General features: G+C 40.7%; 12 protein-coding genes. 11 read left to right on the plus strand and 1 reads right to left on the minus strand.

The annotated features are described in order from the left end of the window. Window positions 1-198 precede the first annotated feature (198 nt). From QRD39_RS07400 to ilvC, 10 genes are all read left to right on the plus strand, one after another. Window positions 199-1,041, plus strand: coding sequence for a hypothetical protein (locus tag QRD39_RS07400; RefSeq protein WP_285956112.1), 843 nt, complete (start codon window positions 199-201; stop codon window positions 1,039-1,041). Between the two features lie 29 nt (window positions 1,042-1,070). After that, on the plus strand, window positions 1,071-2,042 hold the full coding sequence (locus QRD39_RS07405) for a hypothetical protein (RefSeq protein WP_285956113.1): 972 nt from the start codon (window positions 1,071-1,073) through the stop codon (window positions 2,040-2,042). A 162-nt stretch (window positions 2,043-2,204) separates the two neighbouring features. Continuing rightward, window positions 2,205-3,689 (plus strand): threonine synthase, encoded by a 1,485-nt coding sequence (gene thrC / locus QRD39_RS07410; RefSeq protein WP_285956114.1) that lies wholly within the window; start codon window positions 2,205-2,207, stop codon window positions 3,687-3,689. A gap of 60 nt (window positions 3,690-3,749) precedes the next feature. After that, window positions 3,750-5,036 (plus strand): MATE family efflux transporter, encoded by a 1,287-nt coding sequence (locus QRD39_RS07415; protein ID WP_285956115.1) that lies wholly within the window; start codon window positions 3,750-3,752, stop codon window positions 5,034-5,036. 110 nt (window positions 5,037-5,146) lie between these two features. Next, on the plus strand, window positions 5,147-5,512 hold the full coding sequence (locus QRD39_RS07420) for an Asp23/Gls24 family envelope stress response protein (protein WP_002887462.1): 366 nt from the start codon (window positions 5,147-5,149) through the stop codon (window positions 5,510-5,512). Next, window positions 5,512-7,179, plus strand: coding sequence for a DAK2 domain-containing protein (locus QRD39_RS07425; RefSeq protein ID WP_008536092.1), 1,668 nt, complete (start codon window positions 5,512-5,514; stop codon window positions 7,177-7,179). Before QRD39_RS07420 ends, QRD39_RS07425 begins: the two co-directional genes overlap by 1 nt. A gap of 169 nt (window positions 7,180-7,348) precedes the next feature. Then, window positions 7,349-9,070, plus strand: coding sequence for a dihydroxy-acid dehydratase (ilvD, locus tag QRD39_RS07430; protein ID WP_002887460.1), 1,722 nt, complete (start codon window positions 7,349-7,351; stop codon window positions 9,068-9,070). A 134-nt stretch (window positions 9,071-9,204) separates the two neighbouring features. Beyond that, window positions 9,205-10,905 (plus strand): acetolactate synthase large subunit, encoded by a 1,701-nt coding sequence (locus QRD39_RS07435; protein ID WP_285956116.1) that lies wholly within the window; start codon window positions 9,205-9,207, stop codon window positions 10,903-10,905. After that, a complete protein-coding gene (ilvN, locus tag QRD39_RS07440) occupies window positions 10,898-11,374 on the plus strand; it encodes an acetolactate synthase small subunit (protein WP_021146579.1) in 477 nt (158 codons plus the stop codon). The genes QRD39_RS07435 and ilvN overlap by 8 nt, the downstream gene beginning before the upstream one ends. Window positions 11,375-11,448: 74 nt before the next feature. Further along, window positions 11,449-12,471 carry a ketol-acid reductoisomerase gene (gene ilvC, locus QRD39_RS07445; RefSeq protein WP_002887458.1) on the plus strand — a complete coding sequence of 341 codons (1,023 nt, stop codon included), beginning with the start codon at window positions 11,449-11,451 and terminating at the stop codon, window positions 12,469-12,471. A gap of 167 nt (window positions 12,472-12,638) precedes the next feature. Here the strand turns inward: ilvC and tyrS are convergent, their stop codons facing one another. Beyond that, the gene (tyrS, locus tag QRD39_RS07450) at window positions 12,639-13,895 is read right to left on the minus strand and encodes a tyrosine--tRNA ligase (RefSeq protein ID WP_285956117.1); all 1,257 of its coding nucleotides are present in this window, start codon (window positions 13,893-13,895) and stop codon (window positions 12,639-12,641) included. Between the two features lie 101 nt (window positions 13,896-13,996). Here tyrS and pbp1b point away from each other — a divergent pair, with 101 nt between their 5' ends. Further along, window positions 13,997-16,420: a penicillin-binding protein PBP1B gene (pbp1b, locus tag QRD39_RS07455; RefSeq protein WP_285956118.1), complete on the plus strand. Its 2,424-nt coding sequence runs from the start codon at window positions 13,997-13,999 to the stop codon at window positions 16,418-16,420. Window positions 16,421-16,610: the final 190 nt, after the last annotated feature.

Raw genomic sequence — 16,610 nt, forward strand, 5'->3', positions numbered from 1 at the left:
CTTTAACACAAAGAAAAAGTAGTGAGTACTCTCTCCCGTCGGAGATTTCTTCACTACTAATCTTAGTATGTTTTTTGGCTAAAAAGTTATTAGATTAGAGTGTTTACCTAAATTAAAAATTAAGAACTTCCCTGAATAAGATAGCAAATCGCTTTAAGAATTGTTATAATAGCCTTACAGCAAAATAAGGAGATTCCTATGACAAAAGAAGAAGGGCTTAGTTTGGGTGATACAGCACATTCTCTCAAGCCTCGTGAAACGAGGCCTCCAAGGGCCTCCATAGAAGGGAATAGAGCGACTAATAAGTTTAGAGAGTTTGATGCTGATAGGGTAGTGAGTGTTCAATTCAATCCCAGTCAAAAGATGAACGAATCAAAAGCGCCAGTAACTTCAAAGAATATTTTGGGAATGGTATCAGGTGTAATTGCAGCAATACTCACCATACTTTTGATTGTTTTTGCGGTAATGGGCTACCGATATCAAGCAGCTAGTATTGAGGGTGATTGGATAAGCCCGACTTTTAGCGAGAAAATGTTGGCTACTCTAAAAGATACTGCCAATGCTAAGCAAAAGATCAGTAATGCCTTACCACAGGGGCAAAACCTTATCACTGATATCAATACAGCGATGAGCATTACTGATAATAAAGCCCGATTAGAGGTGAGTTTTATCTATAATCGAAAAGGTCTTTATGAGGCTTACAAGAGTAGGGTCAATGAACTGAAAGGTCAGTACGGGGAGGAATTCTCAGAGGTGTTTGATAGTTATTCATTGTCAGAAAAAGATTACTACAAACAGTTTGATTCGACGATAAAAAAAGAACTTCCCAAGAGTTATACTTACGATTCTAAAACAGGTCAAGTAACAACAACTGCTTTCATGGGTGACATAAACCGTTGGGATCAAACAATCACAATAGCTAGTGCTGGAGATTCAGATGTCTTTAAAAAAGGTGACGTATTAGACTATACACCTAACAATGGTGGCTTTGTCATCAAAGCACACAGTGAATTTGGTGACATTAACTTTACCAGAAAATAAATTAAAAATGTAATTAAAGGGGAATATAGATGACAAGAGCGGAATGGTTGGACTATTTTGAAACGGTGAATGGACGTAAGCCGAGTGTGCAGGAGATGGCGGATGCTTTGAAGGCTGGAGAGTTTGTTAACGAGGAGCCAGTTAAAGCAGAAGAAACAGCTACGGCTGAACCCATTAAGGTTGAGGCAGAAATCGTTGAGACAAATGCTAATCCTGAATCAATTGAAGGAACACCAATAACAGCTACACCAGCGACAGTTGCTTTTCCAGAAGGGCAAGCAGCTGTGACCAATATGGCTCCTAAAAAAGGCTTAGATGCTAAAAAGAAAAAATTTATCATAATTTCTGTTCTTTCAGCCGTAGCTCTTATCCTATTAAGTGTTGGTGGCTTTACGGGCTACCGTTATGTGACAGGCAATATTGACGGTAAGTGGTACAGCAGTTCTCTAGGTAGAGAATATAGTTCAAGTATGACCGAAGGTTTGACCGATGTGGATAGTAAAGAACTTGAAAAATATATTACAAAAACTGCTGTAACCATGAAGGCAAAGGGTAGCAATGCGAAGGTGACTGCAAGCTTTACGTTTGACAAGGAAACCTATATCAAAGACTACCGTGAGAGAGTTCAAAAGACCTTTTCAACCTTTGGCGATTTATTTAAAGACCTTTATGGAGAATCCTTCGAAAATTATTACAGTGAGGAAACCATAGAGAAAGAACTTGATGAAGCTCTTGAAAAGGCTGCTAAAGATAGTGGTCAAAAGTATGATTCCAAGACAGGTGAAACTACAACGACCCTCTTTAAAGGGAAGGTTAGTCGTTTAGGGCATAAGATGACTATTACTTCTGTCAACAAAGATGTTGATATTGATGGTCTTAATGTGAAAAAAGGACAAGAGCTAAAAGTTACCAAGAAGGATAAAAAAGTTATCCTTAGTGGTGATGGTAAGGCAAAAGATATGACCTTCTCAACTGAGAATGACACTAAAGATAAATTTTAAACCAAAATCCGGAATAGAAAAATTCCGGATTTTTTCTTGTCTTTGAATCCTGTACATCAAGTGAAAGCCGAATGTTTTTTGCACAAGTCACAATATGTGTAGAAATATTCTGACAATTATGCTACAATGGAGCCAAAGACTATCTAAAAAAGAGGATTTACCATGACACTTGTATACCAATCAACACGTGATGAAAATAATAAAGTGACAGCTAGCCAGGCTATTCTTCAAGGTTTGGCAACAGATGGTGGTTTGTTTACACCATTGTCAATCCCTGAGGTTGCTTTGGACTTTGACCAATTGAAAGACGCTTCTTATCAAGAAGTTGCTAAATTGGTTTTGTCAGCTTTCTTGGATGATTTCACTGAAGAAGAATTGGATTACTGTATCACAAATGCTTATGATGACAAGTTTGACGCGGCTACTATTGCTCCTGTTGTGAAACTTAAGGATCATTATAATCTTGAACTTTTCCATGGTTCTACTATCGCCTTCAAAGATATGGCACTGTCAATTTTGCCATACTTACTAACAACATCAGCTAAAAAACAAGGTGTTGATAATAAGATTGTTATCTTGACAGCGACATCAGGGGACACTGGTAAGGCAGCCATGGCTGGTTTTGCGGATGTTCCTGGAACTGAAATCATTGTTTTCTATCCAAAAGATGGTGTTTCAAAAATCCAAGAACTGCAAATGACCACTCAAACAGGTGCGAACACTCATGTTATTGCTATTGATGGTAACTTTGATGATGCCCAAACAGATGTCAAACGCATGTTTAACGATGTTGATTTACGTGAGAAATTGTTGGCTCATCAAACGCAATTTTCATCAGCTAACTCAATGAATGTTGGCCGTTTGGTACCACAAGTGGTTTACTATGTTTATGCCTATGCACAATTGATTAAGGCGGGTCATATTCAAAACGGTGATAAGATTAACGTTACAGTACCAACAGGTAACTTTGGTAACATCTTGGCAGCCTATTATGCACGTCAAATTGGTGTTCCAGTTGGCAAGTTAATCTGCGCCTCTAACGAAAATAATGTTCTTACAGACTTCTTTGCAACAGGTACTTACGACAAGAAACGTGACTTCAAGGTGACAACAAGTCCTTCAATGGATATCTTGGTATCTTCTAACTTGGAACGCTTGATTTTCCACCTTCTTGGCAATGATGCAACTAAGACTAAAGAACTTATGGATGCGCTTGTGACTAAGGGTGAGTATACTTTGGCTGATGCAAATCAAGATATTTTAGACTTGTTTGCAGCTGGTTTTGCGACCGAGGATGAAACAGCTGCTGAAATCAAACGTGTTTACGAGGAAGACAAATATATTGAAGATCCTCATACAGCAGTTGCCTCAGCGGTTTACGAAGCCTATGTTCAAAAGACAGATGATCACACACCAACAGTCATCGCCTCAACAGCTAGCCCTTACAAGTTCCCACGTGTAGCTGTCTCAGCTGTCACTGGTAAAGACAGTGGAGATGACTTCAAAGCGGTAGCAGATTTGCACCAACTTTCAGGTGTAGCTATCCCAGCTGCTGTAGATGGACTTGAACGTGCAGAAGTTCGCCATAAAACAGTTGTTGCGGCAGCTGATATGCAAAAAGCAGTTGAAAGCTATCTTGGCTTATAAGAATAAAAAAATAGGAGCTGAGAAATCAGCCCTATTTTTATCAATGTAAAAGAGAATATTATGACAGAAACAAAGAAAATTCTAAATATAGCCTTGCCGGCTATGGCTGAGAACCTCTTACAAATGTTGATGGGGGTTGTCGATTCTTACTTGGTAGCTCAGGTTGGAATTGTCGCCATATCAGGGGTTTCCGTGGCTAATAATATCATTACCATTTATCAGGCTATCTTTATTGCCTTGGGGGCCTCAAGTGCTAGTGTCATTGCTAGAAGTCTAGGAAAAGGTGATGTCAAAGCGACCAACCGAGATACCTGGGATGCTATCATTATTACTCTTGCCCTTAGTTTGGTTCTTGGTCTACTTTCGATTTTGGGTGGAGGAACCATTCTAAATCTTTTAGGTACTGAGCAATCGGTGACTCAGGCTGGTAGTCTCTACCTTGCACTTGTCGGTGGGGGAGTCGTCTTTCTAGGATTGATGACCACTTTTGGTAATATTCTACGAGCCAAGGGACGTCCTCGTATTTCCATGGTTGTCAGTCTTTTGACCAATGTGCTTAATGCTATTTTATCCTCTTTAGCCATATTTGTTGGCCATTGGGGGATTATTGGGGTTGCGACAGCAACGGTTTTTTCTCGTCTGGTTGGGACAGTGATTCTATGGACAGCCATGAAATTGGATGTGAAGCAGTTTGAAATTACCAAACCTTTTAACAAGGAGTTGTTGGGGATTGCCCTACCAGCTGCAGGTGAACGACTGATGATGCGTGCTGGTGATGTGGTAATCGTGGCTATTATTGTGACCTTTGGTACAGCTGTTGTCGGTGGTAATGCCATTGGTGAAAATCTTACCCAGTTTAACTACATGCCTGGTATGGGAGTAGCGACAGCGACGGTAATTCTAGTTGCCAATAGTTTGGGTCGAGGGGATAAGGCGCAGATGAAGCGTATTATTCGAGAATCTTACTGGATTTCGACTGTCCTCATGGTTCTGGTATCGGGAATTATTTTAGGTTTTGGTCATGGTTTGTCAGGCCTTTTCACAGATAATAAAGCAGCTATTGCGGCTAGTCAGGTAGTTATTCTTTATTCTTTCCTGGGGAATCCTGTGACTTCGGGAACTTTAGTCTACACAGCAGTTTGGCAAGGTCTGGGTAAGGCTAAGATGCCTTTTTATGCAACGACTATTGGGATGTGGGTCATCCGAATTTTCTCAGGATACTTCCTTGGAGTGAGTCTGGGAATGGGTCTTGCAGGTGTCTGGATTGCAACAGTTGTTGATAATGTATGGCGTGCGATATTCCTCTACGTGATGTACCGTCGTTATCTCATAAAGAGACAGTTTTAATGATAAATTGATGAGGAGATGCTCTCTACAGGGGTATCTCCTTCTTATTTTTTACAAGTGGGCTTGAATATGGTAAAATAAGCTGATAAAAACTTTTTGAGGTAGTAATTATGACTGTAAAAATCAATACAAAAGATGGTCAAATCGAATTGTCAGATGATGTCATCGCAACAGTAGTTGGCGGTTCAGCAACAGAAATTTTTGGCGTTGTCGGTATGGCAAGTAAGAGTGCTATCCGAGATAATTTTCAAGCACTTCTTGGAAAGGAAAACTACGCAAAAGGAGTTGTCGTGAAATCTACTGATGCAGGTATCACTGTGGATGTATACACTGTCATGAGTTACGGTGTCAAGATCAGTGAGGTTTCTAAAAATATTCAAGAACGTGTAAAATTCAATCTTGAGAATCAATTGGGTATCAAGGCTGAAACTGTTAATGTTTACGTTCAAAGCATCAAAGTCGTAGGAGAAAACTAGTGTCTAAAATTACAACAAGCTTGCTTCAAGAAATGGTAGAGGCTGCGGCGACTCGTCTTGGTAAGCAGGCAGAATATGTGAACTCGCTTAATGTCTTCCCAGTTCCTGATGGAGATACAGGAACTAATATGGGTATGACCATGGATAACGGAGCTAAGGCTGTTTCTGATCAGACGGCATCAACAGTTGGTGAAGTTGGACAAATCTTGTCTAAGGGACTTTTGATGGGTGCTCGTGGGAATTCAGGGGTCATCACTTCTCAATTGTTCCGTGGCTTTGGACAAAGTATCAAAGGCAAAATCGAACTTGATGGTAAGGATTTAGCCAGCGCTTTCCAATCAGGTGTTGAAGTTGCTTATAAAGCTGTTATGAAGCCTGTTGAAGGTACAATCTTGACTGTTTCTCGTGGTGCAGCCACAGCAGCTATTAAAAAAGCAGAATCTACGGATGATGCTGTTGAGGTTATGCGTGCAGCTCTTGAAGGAGCTAAGGCAGCCTTGGCTAAGACTCCAGAAATGCTACCAGTTTTAAAAGAGGTCGGTGTTGTCGATTCAGGTGGTCAAGGATTGGTCTTTATCTATGAAGGGTTCTTGTCAGCACTTACTGGTGAGTATATTGCTTCAGAGGATTTCCAAGCAACGCCTGCTACCATGACTGAAATGATTAATGCTGAGCACCATAAATCTGTTGCAGGTCATGTAGCGACCGAAGATATCAAATTTGGTTACTGTACTGAAATTATGGTTGCTCTTAAACAAGGACCTACATATGTCAAAGATTTTGATTATGAAGAATTCCGTAATTACTTGAGTAATCTTGGCGACTCTCTCCTTGTCGTTAACGATGATGAGATTGTTAAGGTCCATGTTCATACGGAAGATCCGGGTCTTGTCATGCAAGAAGGTCTTAAGTATGGTGCCCTTGTCAAAGTTAAGGTTGACAACATGCGTAACCAACACGATGCACAAGTGCAAAAAGAAGAAGCTGTGCAAACAGAGCAGTCAGCTCCTAAAGATTTTGCCCTTATTACGGTTGTTGCTGGTGATGGACTTGCAGATATTTTCAAATCTCAAGGTGTTGACTATGTGATTTCAGGTGGTCAAACAATGAATCCATCAACAGAGGATATCGTTAAGGCTATTGAGCAGGTTAATGCTAAGAATGTTATCATCTTGCCAAATAATAAAAACATCTTTATGGCGGCACAATCAGCTGCTGAAGTAGTAGATGTCAATGCGGCAGTTGTTGAAACACGTACAGTTCCACAAGGCTTTACAAGCTTGCTTGCTTTCGACCCTAGCCAAAGTATCGAAGCTAACGTTGAAGCGATGACAGCTAGTCTTTCAGACGTCACAAGTGGTAGCGTGACATTGGCGGTACGTGATACAACTATTGATGGTCTTGAGATTCATGAAAATGATATCCTTGGTATGGTGGATGGTAAGATCCTTGTGTCTACACCAGATATGGACCAAGCCCTTCTTGACACCTTTGACAAGATGATTGACGAAGATAGCGAAATTGTTATGATTTACGTCGGCGAAGAAGGAAATAAAGAACAAGCTCAAACAATCGCTGATAAATTGGAAGCAGCACACGAAGATATTGAAGTTGAAATCTTCCAAGGTGATCAGCCAGTATATCCATATATCTTTAGCGTTGAGTAATTTTGAAATAATCATTTAGGAAGTCTTAGGGCTTCCTTTTTGTTTTGTCGGTTTCGATACATCAGGAACGCTTTTTCGGAATTACGGAAATATTCTGAAAATTCCTTGACATTACTTTGCAAAGTGGTAACATATGATGTGAGAAATTTTATAGATTGAAGGTAACATCATGAGAAGTGATATGATTAAAGTTGGTGTTGATAAGGCGCCAGCACGTGGACTTTTGTATGCGACTGGACAGGTTAAATCTTCCAAGGATATGAAAAAGCCTTTTATTGCTATTTGTAACTCCTATATTGATATTGTTCCAGGGCATGTTCACTTACGTGAATTGGCAGATATTGCTAAAGAAGCTATCCGTGAAGCTGGTGGTGTTCCCTTTGAGTTTAATACAATTGGTGTAGATGATGGGATTGCCATGGGGCATATTGGGATGCGTTACAGCCTTCCTTCTCGTGAATTAATTGCTGACTCTGCAGAAACTGTTATTAACGCCCACTGGTTTGATGGGGTTTTCTATATTCCTAACTGTGATAAGATTACACCAGGGATGATTTTGGCGGCTATGCGTACGAATGTGCCAGCGGTATTTTGCTCAGGTGGCCCTATGAAGGGTGGCGTTGACATGACTGGTCATCAGGCTACGCTATCAAGTTTGTTTGAAGCTGTAGGTACTTATCAGGCTGGAGATATGAGCAAGAAAGAGCTCGATTATTTGGAAAAAAATGCCTGTCCAACTTGTGGTTCATGTTCAGGAATGTTTACTGCCAACTCAATGAACTGTTTGATGGAAGTTTTGGGTCTTGCACTTCCAGGTAATGGTACTATCCTAGCTGTTTCAGATGAACGTCGTGAATTGGTTCGTCAAGCAGCTACAAAATTGATGGATAACATCAAAAATAATGTTCGCCCACGTGATATTGTGACTAAAGAAGCAATTGATGATGCCTTTGCGCTTGATATGGCCATGGGTGGTTCAACCAATACCGTTCTTCATACGCTTGCTATTGCGCGTGAAGCTGGAATCGATTATAACCTCAAGGACATTAACGAGATTGCTAAGAAAACACCTTATCTTTCTAAAATCGCCCCTTCAAGTGTTTACACCATGCATGATGTGCACGAAGCTGGTGGTGTTCCAGCCATTATTAATCAGTTGATTAAGAAAGGTGCCATTAAGGGTGACCGCATCACAGTCACTGGTAAGACTTTGAAAGAAAATGTGGCTGGTGCTGAAATTAAAAATGAAGAAATCATTCATCCAATCGAACATCCAATTTCACCAGTTGGTGGTTTGTCTATCCTTTACGGAAATATTGCTCAGGATGGCGCTGTTATCAAGGTTGGTGGTGTAGACCCATCTGTTAAAACTTTCCGTGGTAAAGCCATTTGTTGTGATTCACAAGATCAAGCCCTTGAGTTGATTGACAATGGAACTGTCAAGAAGGGACATGTCGTCGTCATTCGTTACGAAGGTCCTCAAGGTGGTCCTGGTATGCCAGAAATGCTGGCGCCAACATCTAAGATTGTCGGACGTGGGCTTGGTAAAGATGTAGCTCTTATTACAGATGGCCGCTTCTCAGGAGCGACTCGTGGTATTGCTATTGGTCACGTATCTCCAGAAGCCGCTGAAGGTGGAAATATCGCCTTGATTGAAGATGGTGACGAAATCGTGATTGATCTTCCAAATCGTACCATCGATTTGCTTGTCGATGATGCAACACTTGAAGAACGTCGTAAACACTTAAAACCGTTCAAATCAAAAATTTCAAGTGGTTGGTTGCGTCGTTACACAGCTTTTGCCAAATCTGCTAATGTCGGTGGAACATTGATGAGTGATGAAGAGTTTGAAGAGCGTAAGGCAGAACGTCAAGCACAGGAGAAGGACTAAAACCATTCTTTCCAAAGAGGTTGTGATATTTTTCTCCTAACCCCTTGCAAATTTGGTTAAAAATGTTATCATAGTATACAAGGTTTTGAATTTTTAGACAATTCGAAAAAAAACAACTACTAAAGGAGGTCCATGTGAAGAAAATTGAACTTGAAGAAGCACGCTCTGGTGCTGATTTGATTCTTGATACACTTCTTGAACTTGGGATTTCAACCATCTTTGGATATCCTGGCGGAGCGGTTCTTCCTTTGTATGATGCTATTTATAAAAATGACGAGATTAATCATATCTTATCTCGTCATGAGCAAGGAAGTTTGCATGAAGCTGAGGGTTATGCAAAATCAACTGGTAAACTTGGTGTTGCTCTGGTAACGAGTGGTCCTGGTGCGACTAATGCTATCACAGGGATTGCAGATGCTATGAGTGATAGTGTACCTCTCCTTGTATTTACAGGTCAGGTAGGAACAGCAGGTATTGGTAAGGATGCCTTCCAAGAGGCTGATATTGTCGGAATCACCATGCCGATTACCAAATACAACTATCAAGTTCGTGATACAGCTGATATTCCTCGTATTATTAAGGAAGCGGTCCATATCGCAACGACTGGGCGTCCTGGTCCAGTTGTTATTGACCTTCCGAAAGATGTTGTAGCTAAGGAAACGGATTATATTAACGATCCTGAAATTTATCTTCCAAGTTACCAACCAACGCTAAGACCAAACGAAATGCAGATTAAGAAAATCTTGAAACAGTTGGGCAAGGCTAAAAAACCAGTTATCGTAGCTGGAGGTGGGGTATCTTATTCTGAGTCTGCTAAGGAGTTAGTCGCTTTTGCAGAACGCTACCAAATTCCGGTTGTTACAAGTCTATTAGGTCAAGGAACAATTGCTACTAGCCATCCCCTTTTCTTGGGCATGGGAGGTATGCATGGTTCATATGCAGCTAATATTGCTATGACTGACGCTGACTTTATGATTTCTATTGGTTGTCGTTTTGATGACCGTTTAACAGGTAATCCTAAAACATTTGCTAAGAATGCTAAGGTCGTTCACATTGATGTGGATCCGGCTGAAATTGGTAAAATTATTGCTGTAGATATTCCTGTTGTTGGGGATGCTAAGCAAGCTCTTGAGATGCTTTTAGCAGAACCTGTTGTTAAAAACAACACTGAAAAATGGATTGAAAAAGTCACGAAAGATAAAGAGCGTGTGCGTTCTTACGACAAGAAAGAACGTATGGTACAACCTCAGGCAGTTATCGAGCGTATCGGTGAATTGACTAAGGGTGATGCTGTTGTGGTTACTGACGTTGGTCAACATCAAATGTGGACTGCTCAGTACTATCCATACCAAAATGAACGCCAACTGGTTACTTCAGGTGGTCTAGGAACCATGGGATTTGGTGTTCCAGCAGCCATTGGTGCTAAGATTGCCAATCCTGATAAAGAAGTTGTTCTCTTTGTTGGTGATGGTGGTTTCCAAATGACTAATCAAGAGTTGGCTATCTTGAACATTTATAAGGTACCAATCAAGGTTGTCATGCTCAACAACCATTCACTTGGTATGGTTCGCCAATGGCAAGAGTCCTTCTATGAAGGACGTACATCAGAATCTGTCTTTGAAACTCTTCCAGATTTCCAATTGATGGCTCAAGCTTATGGGATTAAGTCTTATAAGTTTGATAATCCAGAAACAATTGATCAGGATTTGGAAGTTATCAAGGAAGATGTGCCAATGTTCATAGAGGTAGACATCTCTCGTAAGGAGCATGTTTTGCCAATCGTTCCGGCTGGTAAGAGTAATAACGAAATGTTGGGGGTGAAGTTCAATGCGTAGAATGTTAACTGCTAAACTTCAAAACCGTTCCGGTGTCCTTAACCGCTTCACAGGTGTCCTTTCAAGACGTCAAGTCAACATTGAAAGTATTTCGGTTGGTGCTTCAGAGGATCCTAATGTTTCACGTATTACGATTATTATTGATGTAAATTCTCATAATGAGGTGGAACAAATCATCAAACAACTCAATCGTCAGATTGATGTGATTCGCATTCGCGATATTACAGATCAGCCACATTTGGAACGTGAAGTTATCTTAGTTAAGGTATCAGCACCAACCTCTAAACGTGCTGAAATCTTGGCAATTATTCAACCTTTCCGTGCTTCGGTGGTTGATGTGGCACCTAGCTCTATCACTATCCAGATGACTGGGAATGCTGAAAAGAGCGAGGCGCTTCTACGAGTTATTCGACCTTATGGTATTAAGAATATCGCTCGTACGGGTGCAACTGGATTTACCCGTGATTAAAAATCCAATTTAAATTTGTTAACCCAGCCTTAAAAAGGCAATAAAATATTTTTTTAGAAAAGAGACATATTACTATGGCAGTTCAAATGGAATATGAAAAAGACGTAAAAGTACCAGCACTTGACGGCAAAAAAATTGCTGTTATTGGTTACGGTTCACAAGGTCATGCGCATGCACAAAACTTGCGTGATTCAGGACATGATGTCATCATCGGTGTACGTCCTGGTAAATCATTTGATAAAGCTAAAGAAGATGGTTTTGATACTTACACAGTAGCAGAAGCAACTAAATTGGCTGATATCATTATGGTTTTGGCACCAGATGAAATTCAAAAAGACATCTATAAAGATGAAATTGCGCCAAACTTGAGTGCAGGTAAAGCTCTTGGTTTTGCCCATGGATTTAATATTCATTTTGGCTACATTAAAGCTCCAGAAGATGTTGATGTCTTCATGGTTGCTCCTAAAGGACCAGGTCACTTGGTACGTCGTACATATACAGAAGGTTTTGGTGTACCAGCTCTTTACGCTGTTTACCAAAATCCAACAGGAAATGCTCAAAACATTGCAATGGACTGGGCTAAAGGTATCGGTGCTGCACGTGTTGGCTTGCTTGTAACAACATTTAAAGAAGAAACTGAAGAAGATTTGTTTGGTGAACAAGCAGTTCTTATGGGTGGTTTGACACACCTTATTGAAGCAGGTTTCGAAGTGTTGACTGAAGCTGGTTATGCTCCACAATTGGCTTACTTTGAAGTTCTTCATGAAATGAAACTTATCGTTGACCTTATTTATGAAGGTGGATTCAAGAAAATGCGTCAATCATGTTCAAATACTGCAGAATTTGGTGACTTTGTAACTGGTCCACGTGTCATCGGTCCAGAAGTCAAAGAAAACATGAAAGCTGCACTTGCTGATATCCAATCAGGTAAATTTGCTCGTGAATTCGTTGAAGACCACGATGCTGGCTTCCCACGTTTGAAAGCTTACCGTAAAGAAGCTGAAGAACTTGAAATTGAAAAGATTGGTGTTGAATTGCGTAAAGCAATGCCATTCGTTGGTCAAAACGACGACGATGCTTTCAAGATTTATAACTAATGTGATAGTCTCAAAAAAACCAGCCTAGTGCCGGTTTTTTTGTGTCTTGAAGAAAGTAGTAACTATTGAGAGTTGATGAGCAGGCAGCCACTATTTTTATTGTGCACCTGTAGTTGTATGTCCAAGGTAAAAAAATCACTCCATTAAGGAGTGAGAATTGGTATTTATTAGTAAGTCAAGACAAAGTTTTTCTTCTTACCACGACGGATAACGGTGATTTCGTTGTCAATTTTATCGCTATCTGAAAGCGTGTAATCAAGGTCTTGGATACGTTCGCCGTTGATATAAATAGCACCGTTTTGTACATCTTCACGTGCTTGGCGTTTAGATGGAGAAATCTTGGCATTGACGAGAAGTTCAACGATGTTAAGATTTTCGTCTGCTGAAATTTCATAGGTTGGCACACCGTGGAGAGCAACTTTGAGGTCACGTGCTGAGAGGGCTTTAAGATTACCAGAAAAGAGTTGTTCAGTGATGTGAACAGCTTGTTCGTAGGCTTCTTTACCGTGTACCAAGGTCACAACTTCACGAGCCAAAATCTTTTGTGCCAAGCGTTGGTGACGAGCTTGATCAAATTCTTTACCGATTTCTTCGATTTCTTCAAGTGATAAGAAAGTGAAAATCTTCAAGAAGCGAACAGCATCATCATCCATAACGTTGAGCCAGAATTGGTACATTTCGTAAGGTGTAGTCTTAGTCGCATCAAGCCAGACAGCGTTACCTTCAGATTTACCGAATTTTTTACCCGTTGAATCTGTGATAAGTGGCACAGTGATAACATGTCCAGATTTGTCTGCTTTACGACGCAAGAGCTCAGTACCTGCTGTCATGTTACCCCATTGGTCAGATCCCCCGATTTGAAGAGTTACACCGTATTTATCGTTGAGTTCATAGAAATCGTAACCCTGCATAATTTGGTAGGCAAACTCAGTGTAAGAGATACCTGTTTCGATACGCTTCTTAACAGATTCCTTACTCATCATGTAGTTAACCGTGAAGTATTTACCCACATCACGCAAGAAATCGATGAAGCTGACTGAACCAAACCAGTCATAGTTGTTGACCATAACGGCTTTGTTGTCACCATTTTCAAAGTCAAGGAAGCGAGAAAGTTGGCCTTGAATTTTTTCTACCCAACCTTCAACCGTTTCTTTGGTTTGGAGGCTACGTTCAGCATCTTTAAATGATGGGTCACCAATCAAACCTGTTGCGCCACCAACGAGGGCGTAAGGTTTGTGTCCAGCCAATTGCAGGCGACGGCTTGTAAGGATGGCTACAAGATGCCCAAGATGGAGACTGTCTGCTGTTGGGTCATAACCAGTGTAGTATGACACAGGTCCCTCTTCAAAGGCTTTTACAAGGGCTTCTTCGTCTGTGGTTTGAAAAATCAAGCCACGTGCTTTTAGTTCTTCAAAAATTGTCATGATATTCTCCAGTAAAGTATATTCTGCACCATTATACCAAAAGAAAGCAACCCTATGCAAGCTTTGTCAAAGTTTGTTATAATAGGCTTTGAGGTATTTCTATGAATTTTGAAAAAATAATAAATTTTTTTAGACGGCTAGGTCAAGCCATTCGTAAAAAGTTTGCCGGTTTCAGGTCTAAAAAAGGAGAGAAATCTTTAGGAGAGGGGAAGCTTGTGACTGAGTCTAAGAAAAATCACAAGCAAGCAAAGAAGTCCTCTGAGGACCGGATGACTTTCCTAGATATGGGCGATGTTTTCTTAAAAACATTAAAACTCTTGTCTGATTTCTTTTATGTGGTTATTATCGTCCTTACCTTGTTTGGTGCCGGTATTGGTTTGGGCTATTTGGGGAGTCAAATTGAGTCTGTTCCGTCGGTTAAGGATAAAACCTTGTTGAATCAGATTAGTGAGGTTAGTCTGGTATCTTCGATGAGTTATTCTGACTCTAAGAAGATTGCGGATATTGACACGGACTTATTGAGAACTCCCATTGAAAGTGATGCGATTTCTAATAACGTCAAAAACGCCATCATCGCAACTGAGGATGAAAATTTCAAGAAGCATAAGGGTGTTGTACCAAAGGCGGTTTTTAGGGCCTTGGTGTCATCAGTGTTAGGTGTAGGTTCCTCAAGTGGCGGTTCAACGCTGACTCAGCAGTTAATCAAGCAACAGGTCACGGGAGATGCCCCGACCTTTAAGCGTAAGGCAGCAGAGATTATCTATGCCTTACAACTGGAGCGTCGTGCTTCAAAAAATGAAATTTTAACCGACTACCTGAATGTTTCTCCTTTTGGACGTAACTATAGGGGAAAAAATATTGCTGGTATTGAGGAAGCTGCCCAAGGGATTTTCGGGGTTTCTGCTGCGGATTTAACTGTTCCTCAAGCGGCTTATCTTGCAGGTTTACCACAGAGTCCCATTGTCTATTCACCCTATACTGCGAATGGTCAACTCAAGAACGCAAATGATCTGTCTTATGGCTTAGCGCGTCAAAAAGATGTCCTTTACAATCTCTATCGAGGCGGCTACCTAGATAAGTCACAATACGATAGTTACAAGAATTATGATATTACTAAAGATTTCAAGGCTGGTGAGAATCCAGATGCTGTGAGTCATGACTATTTGTACTATTCAGTCATGTCTGAAGCTCAGGATGTCATGTATGATTATTTGGTGAAGCGTGACAAGGTATCAAGTCAAGAATTAAAAAATGACAAGACGAAGGAAACCTACCGTGAGATGGCTCTTCGAGAGCTACAAACAGGTGGTTATCATGTCAAGACAACAATTGACAATGCCGTTTATAATGCGATGCAAAATGCTGCTAGTCAATATGGTGGCTTACTCGATCAAGGTGGCAATAGTGGCGTTGAAGTCGGAAATGTACTGATGGACAATGCGACTGGAGCTATCTTAGGTTTTGTTGGGGGGCGTAGTTATGAAAATAACCAAAATAACCATGCCTTTGATACGGCACGTTCTCCTGGTTCTTCTATTAAGCCCATTATCGCTTATGGTATTGCTATTGATCAAGGTTTGATGGGAAGCTCCAGTATTCTTTCCAATTATCCAGCCAATTTTACAGGTGGGACACCGATTCTTCACGATGGTAATAAGGGTACGGCTATGATGAATCTGCAGGAGGCTCTTAATACCTCATGGAATATTCCTGCTTTTTGGACCTACCAAATGCTTCAGCGTAATGATGTTGATGTTGAGGGATATATGACCAAGATGGGTTACAATATTGCTAACTATAATATTGAAAGTCTACCTCTTGGTGGTGGGATTGAAACGACAGTCGCCCAACAGGTCAATGCTTATCAGATGCTTTCAAATGGTGGTGTCTACGAAAAAGGTTATATGGTTGATAGTATTACTGATCGTACAGGAGAAGTTATTTATCAGCATAAATCCGAAGGGGTTCAAGTCTTCTCGAGGGCTACGGCAAGTATCATGGATAATCTCCTCAAAGAAGTTGTCGTTAAGGGGGCAACGACCCAGTTCCATTCTGAATTGAAAAATGTCAATGGTTCAGCAGCTTCAGCCGATTGGATGGGTAAAACAGGAACGACAGATAACTTTTCGGATGCTTGGCTGATTGTGTCAACTCCTGGGATTACCCTTGGTGGTTGGGCTGGTTATGACAATAATACGCCGACCGATTCTAAAACAGGTTACACCTACAATGCCCAATATATGGCTCGTTTAACGTCAGCTATCTACAATGCTAATCCAGGTATTTTTAAGACAGGTGATAAGTTTAACATGGATTCAAGTGCCATAAAAGCCAGTGTGCTCAAATCAACAGGTCTTAAGCCGGCAACAGTGTCGGTCAATGGCCGTAATGTTTCCGTAAGTGGTGAAATGGTTGATAGTTACTGGGCCAAAAATGGGCCTGGCGACACCACTTACAAGTTTGCTATCGGAGGAACGGATAGTGACTATCAAAAGGCTTGGTCTAGTATTCTTGGAGGGCATTAAAATTCTCCCAAAAACTTGCAAAAAAGCTAAAAATTAGGTATAATATAGGCAACTATTTGTCGTCTTACTTGGTTGAAATATTGTCCAATCAAGAGATACAGCAGTTAAATCAACGTTTTTTCGGTCAGATTTAGCTGCTATTTTTGTGCTTATTTTTAGGATTTCTAAGCATTGTAATACATATTTAAAG

Origin of the sequence: Streptococcus raffinosi (genome assembly GCF_030284685.1) — a bacterium.
Taxonomy (GTDB): Bacteria; Bacillota; Bacilli; order Lactobacillales; family Streptococcaceae; genus Streptococcus; species Streptococcus raffinosi.

Bases quoted from the DNA above. Each gene is read 5' to 3' on its own strand.
- QRD39_RS07400 (WP_285956112.1), top strand. From the start codon at position 199: ATGACAAAAGAAGAAGGGCTTAGTTTGGGTGATACAGCACATTCTCTC.
- QRD39_RS07405 (WP_285956113.1), top strand. From the start codon at position 1,071: ATGACAAGAGCGGAATGGTTGGACTATTTTGAAACGGTGAATGGACGT.
- thrC (WP_285956114.1), top strand. From the start codon at position 2,205: ATGACACTTGTATACCAATCAACACGTGATGAAAATAATAAAGTGACA.
- QRD39_RS07415 (WP_285956115.1), top strand. From the start codon at position 3,750: ATGACAGAAACAAAGAAAATTCTAAATATAGCCTTGCCGGCTATGGCT.
- QRD39_RS07420 (WP_002887462.1), top strand. From the start codon at position 5,147: ATGACTGTAAAAATCAATACAAAAGATGGTCAAATCGAATTGTCAGAT.
- ilvD (WP_002887460.1), top strand. From the start codon at position 7,349: ATGAGAAGTGATATGATTAAAGTTGGTGTTGATAAGGCGCCAGCACGT.
- ilvN (WP_021146579.1), top strand. From the start codon at position 10,898: ATGCGTAGAATGTTAACTGCTAAACTTCAAAACCGTTCCGGTGTCCTT.
- ilvC (WP_002887458.1), top strand. From the start codon at position 11,449: ATGGCAGTTCAAATGGAATATGAAAAAGACGTAAAAGTACCAGCACTT.
- tyrS (WP_285956117.1), bottom strand. From the start codon at position 13,895: ATGACAATTTTTGAAGAACTAAAAGCACGTGGCTTGATTTTTCAAACC.
- pbp1b (WP_285956118.1), top strand. From the start codon at position 13,997: ATGAATTTTGAAAAAATAATAAATTTTTTTAGACGGCTAGGTCAAGCC.